We start from the raw sequence: 13867 nt of genomic DNA, 5'->3' as shown, positions 1-13867 counted from the left end.
ACTGAAGCTCAGTTAATATAATTCAGGTTTCATTAATAAATCTAAGGAAACGATGGATACGCGGCATTGCGAAGCCTTCCTGGCTGCCGCCGAGACCGGCAGTTTCGATGCGGCGGCGGCCCAGCTGAACGTCACGCCATCGGCGGTGTCGCAGCGCATCGCGGCGCTGGAATCAGCGCTCGGCTCGCCGCTGCTGATCCGCAGCCGGCCCTGCCGTACCACCGCCGCCGGCCAGCGCCTGCTGGTGCACCTGCGCCGCAGCAGGCTGCTGGAAGAAGAGTTCCTTGCCGGGCTGCGCGACGAGTCGGCGGGCTCGCTGCGGATTCCCATCGCCGTCAACAACGATACGCTGGCAACCTGGCTGTTGCCGGGCATCGCCGGCTTCCTGCAGCGCGAGCAGGTCACGCTCGATATCGTGCTGGACGAGCAGAACTATACGTATGGATTGCTGGAGAAAGGGGAGGCGGTCGCCGGCGTTTCCAGCGAGCCCACGGCCATGCGCGGGTGCACCGTCCAGCCGCTGGGCATCATTCGCTACCGCATGCTGGCGTCGCCCGCGTTCGCCGCGCGCTGGTTCCCGGATGGCTTCGAACGAAATGCCGCCCGGCAGGCGCCGGTGGTGGTGTTCTCCCGCAAGGACCGCCTGCAGGCGGACTTCATCCAGGCTGAACTGGGTTTGTTACCCGGCAGCTATCCGGTCCACTATGTGCCCGCCAGCGATCCGTTCCTGGATGCCGTGAAGCTGGGACTCGGCTATGGCATGCTGCCGTCGCAGCAGGTGGGTGATGCGGTGGCGACGGGAGCGTTGCTCGACCTGGCGCCGGGAAAGCATACCGACGTGCCGCTGTACTGGCACGCCTGGCGCGTGCAATCGCCGGCGCTCGAGCGGCTGGGCGAGGCGGTCGTGGCGGCCGCCCGCGCAACGCTTCTCGCGCCTTGAGATGGCAGCAACAGCCGGCACCGGCGCATAGGCCGGTGCCGGCCCGTCACCATCAGTAGGTGTAGAACATGCGCTGGATGTCAGCCGTGTTGCTGGTCTTCGTCAGCGCGAGCATCAGCAGGATGCGCGCTTTCTGCGGGCTCAGCGTATCGGCGGCCACGAAGTCGAGCTCGTCGTCGTTCGCTTCGCCATTACGGGCCAGGATGCCCTGGCCGACCCGGCTGGCGCGCACGATCAGGGTGCCTTTCTTGCGCGCGGCGATCAGCGCGGGTTTCACGCGCGCAGCCAGGCTGCCATCGCCGACGCCCGCATGGATGATGCCCTTCGCGCCCGCGGCAATGAAGGCATCCAGTGCCACCGGATTCATGTTGGCGTAGCCGTACACGATATCGACCTGGGGCAGGGTAGAGATGTTCGAAATGTCGAACTCGCTCTCGAAGGTGTGCTTGCGGGTCGAGGCGCGGTAGAAGAAGGCCTTGCCGCCCTGCAGATAGCCGAGCAAGCCCAGTTCCGGCGTCTTGAAGCTGTCCGGGGTCGAGGTATTCGTCTTGGTCACGTCGCGCGCCGAGTGGATCTGGTCGTTGAGCGCCACCAGCACGCCTTTGCCGACCGCTTCACGGCTGCCGGCAACGATCACCGCGTTGTACAGGTTCAGCGGGCCATCGGCCGACAGTGCCGTCGAAGGGCGCATCGCACCGACCAGCACGACCGGCTTGCGGCTCTTCACCACCAGGTCGAGGAAGTAGGCGGTTTCTTCCATCGTATCGGTACCGTGCGTGATGACGATGCCATCGACGTCGGACTGGGCGAGCAGGGCGTTGACACGCTTGCCCAGGGTCAGCCAGTGTTCGTTGGTCATGCTTTCGCTGGCGATCTGGAATACCTGCTCGCCCTTGACGTTGGCCACTTTCGCCAGTTCCGGCACGGCGGCGATCAGCTGCTGCACGCCGACGGTGGCGGCGGTATAGCCGACCGTGGTGGTGCTCGTGGCACCCGTGCCGGCGATCGTGCCGCCGGTGGCAAGGATCATCACGTTCGGCTTCGTTTGCGCGTGGACGCCCGTGATCACGAACAGCAGCGCCACCATCGCCATGAAGAAGTGCGAATAGTGCGCGGTCTTTTGTCTCGACATGCGGATTCCTTTTTTTGATTGGTAAAACGCGAATCTTATACGAACCGATAACGAATACAAGCCCGGCCGGTCATTTGTGGTTGTAAAAAAACACAAGGCGCCAATTCGTCCAAAAACTTGGACTCCGGCGAGCGCCTTTTCCAATATATTGGTTTTTCACGACGGTGACACCCGGCACCTTGCCGATATAATCGCGCACCCGGGCCGAAGATTGATCGGCGCCGCCAGCGCGTCGCCGGTTTGAGCATGCCGCGCTGCCGCGTGCCACGGGTGCGCGTGACCTTGCGCTTGTTGGTGGAGGGGCCGGCGCTGCGTTCGGCGCCGAATGGCGTCGGCAGGGCACGCGGCTGAATCGGCCATTTCGGAAAAATGCGGGGTTGGCGATGCCGCCAGAAACGATGTAATTGCGCTGCCGAATCCGAATGATATTCGACTGGATAGATAAGACACGGTCAATGATTCATTGGCCGGCACAATTCATTCAATCACCGTCAGAGATGGGTTATTATCGCGCCCGATTAATCGAAACTGGTGGGTAGTTGAATAGCCGGATCGCCGAATAAATCAAAAAGGCCGGAATCCATGTTTTCACTGGATTCCGGCCTTGTTGCCAGGAAGATTAAGCGCCGTCTTTATTTACCCGGCTGAGGCGGTGATAGCCCAGGTCGAAAGATCGACGCGGTTGTGCTGTCGTGCCGGGCGGATCAGCCCAGCTTGTCGTCGGTCTTGCGGCGGGCCGAGAAGGCCAGCAGGCCGATGCCGACGCCCAGCATCGCAAAGGTGGTGGGCTCCGGTACCGGGGCCAGGTTCAGGGTGCCGGCATAAGCGCCCCCCATGTTCGCTACCAGCGTGTTACCGGTGACCGTAAACCCGTACATGCCGGCATCCAGCGATTCCACTGGATAGAATTCGATGCCGCCATCGGTCGTGAAGACAGTGTCCAGGTCGGTACGGGTTCCATCGTCGGCTTGCCAGAAGAACTGGATGCCGGTGATGGCGTAGTTTGCCTGGCGGACGCCATTGATCGCCGTGCGTCCCACCACGGCGGTGCCGGAAGCCCAGGAAGTCGTGTCGACTTCGAACAGATAGGTGTCGATATTGCTGGCGGCGGACCATGTGTGCAAGGCGGAGAAATCCGCATTGCCGTCGCCATTGAAAGTGAGTGTTTGAGCGGACGCAGCGCCAGAGGCAAGCAGACCTGCGGTGAGCAGCAGGGAACCTGCCACCTTGCTGAATAAAGCTTTCTTCATCGATATACCCCTTGACTCGTTTGTTGTTACGAAGTGATAGCTCCTGTCGGCAGCGTTGCAAGCTCGCGGTAATTCCCGTTCCTGAAAAAAATATAAGTTTGCAATGTTGCCAACATTGTCAATATAGCCCCGCTACCTGCCTGGTTCCTTCATCGATGAAATGTGCAGGGCATGGCCCGGCAGGCATCGCTGCACATGGCAAGGGCAGAGCTGACGCTCAACGGAAGGTCAAGGAAAATTTTTTATTGCCGAGTTGTATCCGTGGCACGGCGGTCGCCGCTCTCTACCGTTCTCTATAATCGTGCGCATGGACATCAATTCGGACGACCTGCAGACTTTCGTGGCCGTGATCGACAGCGGTTCGCTGAGTGCCGCCGCGGTCCACCTGGGACAGACCACATCCGGCGTCAGCCGTGCGCTGGCCCGCCTCGAGGACAAGCTGCAGACTTCGCTGCTGACGCGCACCACGCGCCGCATGGAGTTGACCGAGGAGGGCCAGCTGTTCCTGGACCGGGCACGCCGCATCCTGGCCTCGCTGGAAGAAGTCGAAGAGTGCATCCGCATACGCCGCCAGCAGCCGGCCGGCCGCCTGTGCGTCGATGCGGCCTCGCCCTTCATGCTGCATGGCATCGTCCCGCACGTGGCCGAATTTCGCGCGCTGTACCCTGAAATCCGCCTTGAGCTCACGTCGAACGACCGCATTGCCGACCTCATCGAGCACCGTACCGACATCGCCATCCGCATCGGCACGCTGAACGATTCCACGCTGCATGCGCGGCCATTGACGTCCAGTCCCCTGCACGTGCTTGCCAGTCCGGCCTACCTGGCCAGGCATGGCGCGCCGGCAACGCCGGGCGACCTGGCCGGTCACACGCTGCTCGGCTTCGTCCAATACGAGCAGGGCAATGTCTGGCCCCTGCGGCACGACGCCGGCGACAGCCTCGCCATCACGCCCGCGCTGGCCGCGTCGTCGGGCGAAACGCTGCGCCACCTTGCCCTGGCTGGCGACGGCATCGCGTGCCTGGCCGGCTTCATGACACGCGCCGACATCGCCAGCGGCCGGCTCGTGCCGCTGCTCGCCGCGTTCAATTCCGGCTACCGCCAGCAGATCCACGCGGTCTACTACCGCAACACGCAGCTGGCCCAGCGCATCAGCTGCTTCCTCGAATTCCTCCAGCAAAAACTGTAGGCGTAGCCGCAGGAAAAAGCTGCGCGGAAATCCCGATGTGATGCCGCGCCAATGCGTCGCACTTGAACACGCACATGAAGACGCACATGAAGACGCACATGAAGACGCACATGAAGACGCACATGAAGACGCACATGAAGACACACATGAAGACGCACGTGAGGGCGCCCGGGAATACCCACATGAAGACGCACATGAAGCCCCGCCAACAGCCGTCGGCAAACGCCGCAATCGTGCCGGGATGCGACTGTAGGCGAGTTCCCACATGCACGCGCGTGAAAGCGCCAGAGGAATTGTTCGCTGGCGCACGGTCGTTTCAAAAGGGCGTCCCTAAGATGGAGTTGCGTGACTAAGTTGTGTAACTGGAGCGCGACGCAACGAACAGGATAACGAAGCAGGTCGCTCGTCCGCAGGCAAGCCGGTCGCCTCAAGCGCCGGCACCAGATTTCGAACCAGGCAGCGACGCACCCACCGCCAGCAACGACGGGGCCGGACAGGCCCGGACCGGGCCGCGAGCGCAAACATACAGGAGGTCATCATGATGACGATGCAAACCAGCCAGCCCTCGAAGGAAGCGGTGCGGGAATACCTGGAACGCAGGACCAATGACGTGGAACCGCCGCCGACGCCGGAAGAAATCCGGCGCCAGCTGGGATGGGGACTCGTCATGTTCGACCAGAAGCATGACGGCAGATTCTGAAATTCTGATAACAAGGAGAAGACATGACGCACCGTATCGGCAACAAGGACATCGCGCAAATGCGCGGCAAGGAAGAAAAGAAGCGCACGCGCGCCTTCAACAAGGCGATGGAGGCTGAAAAGCAGGCCATCGCCCGCGCCAAGTACCGCAACCAGGTCAAGGGGCAGGCCGCGCCCGCCGCGTAAGCGGCTTCGTCCAGAAAGCTTACACCCCCACGCCCACGGCATGCCGTGGGCTTTTTTTATGGCGAGGCGGCCCACCAGCCGTCCCTGCGCTGTTCTCTGTGCTTCTGCTCCGCTTCCCGCCTGCCGGTCGCCCGTCCTTTACCGAACATGCCGTCATTCACCGGCCGCCAGCCGCCATTCACCGAAAAGCGGTTTCGCCTTCGGCCGGCGCGGCGTATCGTTCCGTCATCGAACCGAGGGAGGAACCCATGCAAACCGAAGTGGACAGGGCGCGGCTGAAACTGCGCCGGCAAGTGACCTGGGGCCTGGTGCTGGTGGCGTTCGGCGTGGCCTACCTGGTCAACCGCGACGACCATGAAGCGGTGATCGGCCTGTGGCGCTACTGGCCGCTGGTGCTGATCGCCTTTGGCATCGGCAACATGCTGCCGCCGGTGGAGGGCCGCCGCTTCGTCGACGGCCTGTCGCAAGTGCTGTTCGGCGCCTGGTTCTATGCCATCTATGAAGGCCTGTTCGGCCTGACCTTCCGTAACAGCTGGCCTTTGCTTATCATCGTGGCGGGCGCGGGCATGGTACTGCAGCCGCTGGCCACGCGCTACCTTGACCGCAAACCGGGAGAAGAAGCATGAACACGGGACGACAACACAATCCGGCCGCGCAAATCGTGATCGGCATCGGTGTCATCGCGGTGGGGCTGATGTTCCTGCTCGATAACCTGGGCTGGCTGGAGCTGGACATGAGCGTGCAGTTCTGGCCCGTGGTGCTGATCGTGGCGGGCGTGCTGAAACTGACGGTCGCGCGCTCGCCGAACGGCACCATCATCGGCGGCGCCCTGCTGCTGTTCGGCGTGCTGACGCTGCTGAAGGGACTCGGTATCCTGGAGATCGGCTGGAACGTGCTGGCGCCGCTGGCGATGATCGGCGGCGGCCTGTTCGTGGTGTTCCGGTCCACCAGGCTGGCGCGCACCGGCCCGGCGTCCGTATCGCTGGCGAAGGATGGCAGCGAGAAGCTGGTCTATGCCACGGCGATCCTCGGCGCCTATAAACGCCGCATCACGTCGCCGCAATTCGGCGGCGGCGAAATCACCGCCATCATGGGCGGCTGCGAACTGGACCTGCGTGAAGCGGGGCTGTCCGGCGACGCCGTGGTGAACATCTTCGCGCTGATGGGCGGCATCACGATCCAGGTGCCCGCCGACTGGAGCGTGCAGCTGGAAGGCGCGCCGATCCTGGGCGGCATCGAGGAATCGACGCTGCGGCCGAAGGATGCCAGCAAGCGCCTGGTGGTGCGCGGCTACGCGATCATGGGCGGCGTGGAAATCTCCAACTGATGGCCGTGCCGCTGTGAGCTGGCTGACCCGGGCGCGGCGCGGTGCGCTGCTGTACTTGCTGGCGTGGCTGATCGTCGGCGCCGTGCTGGGCGGGATGTGCGCCATCGTGACGTCGGCACCGCCCGCCAACGCGCTGCTGTTCGCCATTCCCGGCACGCTGGTGTACGGCGTGGCGGCGGGTTTTTCCGCCTACTACCTGTGCCGCGCCAATCCCCTGGGCGCCCGTCCGCTGGCGCTGGTGGTACTGGCGCTGTGCACGGCAGCCGTGCTGGCGGCGTTCATGTGGCTCGCGGTACTGGGTGGCTGGAACGAGCTGTGCCTCGCGGCCGGCGTGCGGTGGGCCGGCATCGTGCAGACGCCGCTGTTGTCGGCCCTGCTGTTCGCGCTCGGTACGCTGCTGTACGGCCTGCTGGCGGCGATCAACTACCTGGCGATCGAATCGGGCCGGGCGCGCAATGCCGAACGCCGCGAACTGGAATCGAAGCTGATGGCGCAGGATGCCGAATTGCGCATGCTGCGCACCCAGGTCGACCCGCACTTCCTGTTCAACAGCCTGAACTCGGTGAGTGCGCTGACGTCGCAGGATCCGAAGGGCGCGCGTGAAATGACGCTGCGGCTGGCCGGTTTCTTCCGCCGCAGCATGGGCATGGCCGGCCATCCGCGCATCACGCTGGCACAGGAGATGGACCTGGTGCGCGATTTCCTCGCCATCGAGAAAGTGCGTTTCGGCGAGCGGCTGGTGACCGAGGAAGCACTGGAGAAGGGTGCGCTCGATTGCCTGGTGCCGCCGATGATCATCCAGCCGCTGGTGGAAAACGCCATCAAGCATGGCATCGGCCAGCTCACCGATGGCGGCCTGCTGCTGGTGGCGGCGTGGCGCGACGGCGCGCGGCTGTCGATCACCGTCAGCAACGCGATCGACCCGGAGATGCCGGAAACGCGGCGCAGCGGCACCGGCCTGGCGAATGTGCGCCAGCGGCTGGCCTGCGCGTATCCGAACGAATCCACGCTGGAATGGAAGCGGGAAGGGGAGACGTTCAGCGTCGAGATCCGCCTGCCGGCGCAGGCCGCCACGACCGAGGCAAATGACTCTGGAGCATAGGATGGAAAAACACATGCGGCTGATCGTGGTGGACGACGAACCGCTGGCGCGCGGCGTGGCGCGCGAATACCTGGCGGCGCATCCGGATATCGAGATCGTGGCCGAATGCGCCAATGGTTTCGAGGCCGTGAAGGCGATCACCGAACTGGCGCCGGACCTGGTGCTGCTCGATATCCAGATGCCGAAACTCGATGGCTTCGAGGTGGCCGAACTGGTCGGCGGCAAGACCCGCCTCATCTTCGCCACCGCGTTCGACCAGTACGCCATCCGCGCCTTCGAGATCCACGCGCTCGACTACCTGCTCAAGCCCTTCAGCCAGGAACGCTTCGACAAGGCGCTGGCACATGCCCGGGCCAGCCTGGCGAGCGCGCTGCCGCGGCAGGAAGCGGCGGTGCGCGAAGCGGCCGCCGCGCGCGACCGGCCGCTCGGCCGCGTGCTGATCCGCGACGGCGCGAAGGTGCACGTGATCCGTGCCGAGGCGATCGCCTGGATCGAAGCCCAGGACGACTACGTGCAGATCCACGCCGGCGGCAAGGCTTACCTGAAGAATGGCGCACTGGGCGAGCTCGAAGCGCAGCTCGACCCCGGCCGCTTCCTGCGCATCCACCGCTCGTACCTCGTGAACGTCGAACACGTGGCGCGCATCGAACCGGCCGGCAGGGACAGCCACGCCGCCATCCTGGCCGACGGCACCCGGCTGCCCATCAGCCGCAGCGGCTACCAGAAGATCCGCGGCGCGATGCAGTAGCCACTCGGTAGCGCAAAGCAGTAGCGCCACTCAGTAGCCACTCAATAGCGCCACTCAATAGCGCCACTCAGTAGCGCCATTCAGTAGCCCTCAGCCGGGCACGTGCCACCAGGCCGGCAGCAGCGCGCGGATCTCGGGCCGGGCGAAGCGGTCGTCGATCAGGTACACGGTGCCGGTATCGCTGGTGGTGCGGATCACGCGGCCGGCGGCCTGCACCACTTTCTGCAAGCCCGGATACAGGTACGTGTAGTCGTAGCCGGCGCCGAAGATGGCCTGCATCCGTTCGCGGATCCGCTCGTTGACGGGATTCAGCTGCGGCAGCCCCAGCGTGGCGATGAACGCGCCGATCAGCCGCGCACCGGGCAGGTCGATGCCTTCGCCGAATGCCCCGCCCAGCACGGCGAACCCGATGCCCTGGCCCGTTTCGGTGAAGCGGGCCAGGAAGGCTTCGCGTTCCGCCTCGCCCATCCGGCGCGGCTGGCGCCATACCGTCACGTGCGGGTGCTCGCGCTGGAACAGGTCGGCCGCCTTGTCCAGGTAGTCGAAGCTGCTGAAGAAGGCCAGGTAGTTGCCGGGCTGGCGCCCGTACTGTTCGCCCATCAGCTGCGCGATCGGCGCCAGCGAGCGGTCGCGGTGCTGGTAGCGGGTGGAGATGTGGCCGGCGATATGCACCGTCAGCTGCGCGGCCTGGAAGGGCGAGGCCACGTCGACCCACGCGGTATCGGCCGGCATGCCCAGCGTGTCGCTGTAGTAATTCCACGGGCTGAGCGTGGCCGAGAACAGCGCCGTGGTGCGCGCCGCCGCGAAACGCGGCTGCAGGAATGGCGCCGGCACGATATTGCGCAGGCAGAGCACCGAGTCGGCACGGGTGCCGCCGCCATGGTTCTTGCCGCCTGTCGATATCGTCACATCGAACACGGAATGCTCGCCGAAGTTCTCGGCCAGCCGGGCGAAATGCAGCACGGCGAAATAAAAATCCAGTACGTCGGCATCGAACCATGCGGGGTTCTCCGCCATGTAGTCGCCGATCTCGGTGGCGGCGGTCTGCAGCGCATTGACCAGCTTTTCCGGCAGGGCCTCGTAGGCCCGGTACTCGCCGCCATGCTCCGCCATCTGTTCCTTTTCCAGCGCCGACCATTGCCGGTGCACGCGGTCCAGCGCCTTCTTGATCGCGGCCGGCGCGGTCTTGCGCAGCAGCCGCAGGCCGCCGTGCTCCAGTTCCGCCGAATACATCTTGCGGGCGCGCGAGACCATGTTGTGCGCCTCGTCGGCCAGGATGGCGATACGCCAGTCGTTCATCACCGTCAGCGAGTACAGCATGGCGGTCACGTCGAAATAATAGTTGTAGTCGCCGACGATCACGTCGGCCCAGCGTACCAGCTCGCTTTGCAGGTAGTACGGGCACACGTCGTGCGCCAGCGCCACCGCGCGCACGCCGGCGCGGTCGAGCATCGGCTGTTGCACCGCCGCGGCGCGCGCGGCCGGCAGGCGGTCATAAAAACCCTTCGCCAGCGTGCAGGATTCGCCGTGGCAGGACTTGTCCGGATGTTCGCATGCCGTGTTGCGGGCCGCCAGTTCCAGCGTGCGCAAGGGCAGCAGCGGGGCGCCTTCCTTGATGTTCTCGACCGCGTCGAGGGCCATGCGCCGCCCGGATGTCTTCGCGGCCAGGAAGAAGATCTTGTCGTGACCATGCGCGGCGGCCGCCTTCAGCATCGGGAACAGGCTGCCGATGCTCTTGCCGATGCCGGTCGGCGCCTGCGCCAGCAGCGCGCACGATCGGGTGCTGGCCTTGTACATCGCTTCGGCCAGTTCGCGCTGGCCGGGCCGGAAATCGGCATGCGGAAAGCGCAGGGCCTGCAACTGCTCGTCGCGCGCGGCGCGATGCGCCAGTTCGGCTTCGGCCCAGGCCAGGAACCGGCCGCACTGCTCTTCGAAATACGCCTGCAGCGCCGCCGCACTGTGTTCCTCGACGAGATGGGTTTCCTTCTGCGAACCGATATCGTAGTAGACCAGCGCCAGGCGCAGCGATGGCAGGGCGCGCGCCGCGCACAGCAGGTGGCCGTACACCTTCAGCTGCGCCCAGTGCAAGGCGCGATGGTTGCCGGGCATGCGTTCCAGCTCGCCCCGGAAGGTCTTGATTTCCTCCAGCTGGTTGCGCTTCGGGTCGTAGCCGTCGGCGCGGCCGCGCACGTGCAGCGGGCCGAAATCGCCCGTCAAGGCGATCTCGCGCTGGTAGTCGTCGTCGCGCCGGGAAGTCACCACGCCATGGCCGGCGATGCCTTCCTGCGCGGTGGGCGAGGGCGTGAAGCGCAGGTCCAGGTCGCCGGCCTTGGCGGTGAATTCGCACAGCGCGCGCACGGCAACCGTGTACTGCGCCACGGGACGCGGTGCCGCATCCGTCATTGCGGCGCCCATTGCAAGTAGCAGACCGTGACGGGCATGCGGTGCTGCGCGCAGTAATCGATCCAGCGCAGCTGGTTGTCCTGCAGCCGGTCGCCGGGGCCCTTCACTTCGATCATGTTGTAGCGGCGCTCGGCCGGCCAGAACTGGATCAGGTCCGGGAAGCCGGTGCGGTTGGCCTTCACATCCTGCAGGATGCGCAGGAATGCCTGCTTCAGGTGCGCGGCCGGGATGCAGTGCAGCGCCAGGTCGAGCAGCGCGCCATCGAGCGCGCCCCAGAACACGAACGGCGACGAGATGCCCCGCTTGGCGTCCAGGTTGCGCCGGATCGTGGCGGGGTAGCTGCCGTCATCGAGCTGCGCCAGGCAGGCATCGAACTGGGCGGCACGGCGCCGGTGGAAGTCGGCGCTGTGCAAGTCCGCCGGACCGTGATGGAACGGGTGGAAGAACGCGCCGGGAATGGCGGCGAACACGGCATCCCAGCACAACAGCCCGAACAGGGAATTGATCAGCGCATTCTCGACGTAGAACACAGGGGCTTCGTCGCGGTTCAGGTGGTCGCGCACCACGCCCTCGACCCACCACTGGCCGTCGGGCTGGGGCAGCGCAAGGTCCAGGCGAGCCGGCGGCACAGGCTTGCCGGCCGTGCCGCGCGGGTGGCCGAGGCGGCGCGCCAGCCGCGGTGCCATGCGCAGCAGGTGCTGGCGTTCCGCCTCGCTTTCCGGCGCGGCCATGGCCACCTGCAGCCGTTCCCAGGCGGCGCCGAACTGCTCATCCTTCTCCAGCACGCGGATGGCCCGTGCCCGCGCGCCGGGATAGGCGCAATCGTCGTAGACGGCGCAGGCGCCGGCCCAGTCGCGCAGCTTTTCCAGCTGCTGGCCCATCTGGAACAGCAGCTTGTGGCGGCGGCTGGCCAGCCATTCGTTATCCGTGCCGGGCGGCGGCACGTCGCGCAGCACGTCCAGCGGTGCCTCGCCGTTGCCGAAGCGTTCGCGGCAGGCGTGCAGGCGCAGGTAATCGTCGATGTCGCGGCGCGTGCGGAAACCCCGTGCGGCGTCCGAGATTTCCACTTGCTCGAAGCGGAACACGCCGAGGTCGGACAGCACGAACTCGGTCCAGTCCTGGTGGTAGTTGCCGAAGAAGATCAGCCGCAGCCGGTCGCACAGCGGTTTCGCGACAATGCGGTAGGCTTCATCCACCGCCGCGGCATTCCGGCACCAGGCCGAGAAGGGCCGCTCGTCAGCGTGTTCGGCGCGCAGCGCTTCCAGCTGCGCTTCCTTGCGCGCCGAGCGCAGCGCGCCAGCCAGCCCGAATGCCTGGCACAGCTCCGGCTTTTGCAGCAGGTCGAACAGTTCGTCGAGCGACATGGCGGGATCGACGACGATCCAGCCGGTTTCCGCCAGCGGCGCGGCGGCGGCGCGGGGGCAGCCGATTTCCTCGTAGACCAGCTTGGAGGCGCGGAACAGCTGGCCCTTGCGCATGACCATGCGGACGAACAGCGCGCGCGACGCCTGGGGCAGGGCGGGGAAGCGGTCGATGAAGTCGCGTTCCTCGCCGTCCAGCAGGTCGGCGTAGCGTTCGCCGATCCATTCCAGCACCCGGTGGAAATTATCCAGATAATAAAAAAGGTTTTCCAGGACGGGTTTCATCGAACAGCGGGAGGGAAACAGAAAAAGGCGAAGGCGAAAAGGCGGAAGCGAACAAGGAACAAATGACGACGAACAGGTGCGGGCATGGCGCACAGGGAGCTAATACAGGACACAACATGCAACAAAAACAACGACGCAGCAAAAACAACGATGCAGCAAAAACAACGATGCAGCAAAAACAACGATGCAGCAAAAACAACGATGCAGCAAAAACAACGATGCAGCAAAAACAACGATGCAGCAAAAACAACGATGCAGCAAAAACAACGATGCAGTAAAAATAACGATGCAGTAAAAGCACCGAAGAAGTAAAAGCAACGGCAACGAAAAACGGCGGGAGAAACGATGAACTGTATTTATATACAGTCTATCGCTTCTCCCGCCGCTTGCACAGCCCTGTGTGGCGCAAATACCGTTACGCCGGGAACCGGAGTCAGTGTTTGGTCTGGTCAGCTTTCTGCTGTTCGGCGAGCGCCGCCGCCTTGGCCAGCTGTTCCTCGAACGCCGCTACCGCCTGGCGCGTGGCCTTGGTGACCTGCTCATAGCCGGCGAAGGCGTTGTCGATGGCCGTCTTGACGATTTGTACCGCGTTCTCGGAACCGGGCCGCACGTTTTTCGTCACGTCATGGATCAGCGCCGTGAGATTGCTGCGCGCTTCGGCCAGGTGGGCTTCGGCTGCCGTCGTGAATTCGCTATGGATTTCCGCCAGGATCTGGCCAACCTGCTGGTTGTATTCGGCCACATTGGTGAGGTTCTGCATCCTGGCGCTGGCCGCCGCCATCGCCGCTTTCGGATCGGCGGCCTGGCTCATTTCGCGACCGGCCGCCAGGTTCTTTTCGACGCTGCTCCTGGCGGTATCGATATTCAGTTGCAGTACCTGCTCGAGGCCTTGCACCGCCTTGCTGGTCAGGGTGTTGAAGGTGTCGAGCTGGAACTCGAACAGGGTTTTCGTCGCTTGGGCGAACTGCTCGGGATTCTGAAACATGTCTCCTCCATCGGTGTGAAAAAGCTTGTCGGGCCATTATTGAACACGAATCAACTTCTCGCAACGAGAATCCTTGTACGGACCCAGCAACTTGCGCCAGCCGGGGCCGAGCGGTGTCTGCGAACAGACCTTGGCGCCGCTGCCGCCCACGCTTTCCCATAGCCACCAGGGCGCGGGCGCGGCGGTGGCCGCCATGGCGAACAGCAGAACGCCGGCGGGCACGAATCGTTTCAGGAGAGTGGGCAGGGGCATCATGGAGA

The 13867-nt window shown here is 64.5% G+C and carries 15 protein-coding genes; 9 read left to right on the top strand and 6 right to left on the bottom strand.

The genetic code is table 11. The features are described from left to right. Positions 1-52: 52 nt before the first annotated feature. Positions 53-940, top strand: a complete 888-nt coding sequence (locus EYF70_RS17650) for a LysR family transcriptional regulator ArgP (RefSeq protein ID WP_131146575.1) — start codon at positions 53-55, stop codon at positions 938-940. Between the two features lie 52 nt (positions 941-992). Here EYF70_RS17650 and EYF70_RS17645 read toward each other — a convergent pair whose 3' ends face one another. Together EYF70_RS17645 and EYF70_RS17640 are read right to left on the bottom strand one after the other, a co-directional pair. Further along, the gene (locus tag EYF70_RS17645) at positions 993-2033 is read right to left on the bottom strand and encodes a type II asparaginase (RefSeq protein WP_218943821.1); all 1041 of its coding nucleotides are present in this window, start codon (positions 2031-2033) and stop codon (positions 993-995) included. Between the two features lie 743 nt (positions 2034-2776). Beyond that, the gene (locus EYF70_RS17640; RefSeq protein ID WP_131146573.1) at positions 2777-3322 is read right to left on the bottom strand and encodes an FxDxF family PEP-CTERM protein; all 546 of its coding nucleotides are present in this window, start codon (positions 3320-3322) and stop codon (positions 2777-2779) included. Between the two features lie 307 nt (positions 3323-3629). On the opposite strand from EYF70_RS17640, the gene EYF70_RS17635 reads away from it, so the two are divergent. The 7 genes from EYF70_RS17635 (at position 3630) to EYF70_RS17615 (ending at position 8573) form a co-directional block, all read left to right on the top strand. Further along, a complete protein-coding gene (locus EYF70_RS17635) occupies positions 3630-4511 on the top strand; it encodes a LysR family transcriptional regulator (protein ID WP_131146572.1) in 882 nt (293 codons plus the stop codon). A gap of 538 nt (positions 4512-5049) precedes the next feature. Beyond that, complete coding sequence (locus tag EYF70_RS31130) at positions 5050-5211, top strand: hypothetical protein (protein ID WP_165497532.1); 162 nt, start codon at positions 5050-5052, stop codon at positions 5209-5211. A gap of 23 nt (positions 5212-5234) precedes the next feature. Then, positions 5235-5396, top strand: a complete 162-nt coding sequence (locus EYF70_RS31125; protein WP_165390736.1) for a hypothetical protein — start codon at positions 5235-5237, stop codon at positions 5394-5396. Positions 5397-5644: 248 nt separating this feature from the next. Beyond that, positions 5645-6022 carry a LiaF transmembrane domain-containing protein gene (locus tag EYF70_RS17630; protein ID WP_131146571.1) on the top strand — a complete coding sequence of 126 codons (378 nt, stop codon included), beginning with the start codon at positions 5645-5647 and terminating at the stop codon, positions 6020-6022. Further along, entirely contained in the window at positions 6019-6723 is a 705-nt protein-coding gene (locus EYF70_RS17625; RefSeq protein WP_131146570.1) for a LiaF transmembrane domain-containing protein, read from the top strand. The genes EYF70_RS17630 and EYF70_RS17625 overlap by 4 nt, the downstream gene beginning before the upstream one ends. 13 nt (positions 6724-6736) lie before the next feature. Beyond that, positions 6737-7825 carry a sensor histidine kinase gene (locus tag EYF70_RS17620; RefSeq protein WP_131146569.1) on the top strand — a complete coding sequence of 363 codons (1089 nt, stop codon included), beginning with the start codon at positions 6737-6739 and terminating at the stop codon, positions 7823-7825. 13 nt (positions 7826-7838) lie between these two features. After that, complete coding sequence (locus EYF70_RS17615; protein WP_131149172.1) at positions 7839-8573, top strand: LytR/AlgR family response regulator transcription factor; 735 nt, start codon at positions 7839-7841, stop codon at positions 8571-8573. Between the two features lie 90 nt (positions 8574-8663). Here EYF70_RS17615 and EYF70_RS17610 read toward each other — a convergent pair whose 3' ends face one another. Beyond that, positions 8664-10976, bottom strand: coding sequence for an ATP-dependent DNA helicase (locus tag EYF70_RS17610; RefSeq protein WP_229420432.1), 2313 nt, complete (start codon positions 10974-10976; stop codon positions 8664-8666). Next, positions 10973-12622 carry a VRR-NUC domain-containing protein gene (locus EYF70_RS17605; protein WP_131146567.1) on the bottom strand — a complete coding sequence of 550 codons (1650 nt, stop codon included), beginning with the start codon at positions 12620-12622 and terminating at the stop codon, positions 10973-10975. The genes EYF70_RS17610 and EYF70_RS17605 overlap by 4 nt, the downstream gene beginning before the upstream one ends. A gap of 116 nt (positions 12623-12738) precedes the next feature. Here EYF70_RS17605 and EYF70_RS31120 point away from each other — a divergent pair, with 116 nt between their 5' ends. Next, positions 12739-12900: a hypothetical protein gene (locus EYF70_RS31120; protein ID WP_165497719.1), complete on the top strand. Its 162-nt coding sequence runs from the start codon at positions 12739-12741 to the stop codon at positions 12898-12900. A gap of 155 nt (positions 12901-13055) precedes the next feature. Here the strand turns inward: EYF70_RS31120 and phaP are convergent, their stop codons facing one another. Then, positions 13056-13607 carry a TIGR01841 family phasin gene (phaP, locus tag EYF70_RS17600; RefSeq protein ID WP_131146566.1) on the bottom strand — a complete coding sequence of 184 codons (552 nt, stop codon included), beginning with the start codon at positions 13605-13607 and terminating at the stop codon, positions 13056-13058. A gap of 36 nt (positions 13608-13643) precedes the next feature. After that, positions 13644-13862 carry a hypothetical protein gene (locus EYF70_RS17595; RefSeq protein WP_131146565.1) on the bottom strand — a complete coding sequence of 73 codons (219 nt, stop codon included), beginning with the start codon at positions 13860-13862 and terminating at the stop codon, positions 13644-13646. Positions 13863-13867 lie beyond the last annotated feature (5 nt).

It is taken from the genome of Pseudoduganella albidiflava, assembly GCF_004322755.1.
Classification (GTDB): Bacteria; Pseudomonadota; Gammaproteobacteria; order Burkholderiales; family Burkholderiaceae_D; genus Rugamonas; species Rugamonas albidiflava.
The sequence above is the reverse complement of the archived record's forward strand: the minus strand, read 5'-3'. Positions and strand labels throughout refer to the sequence as shown.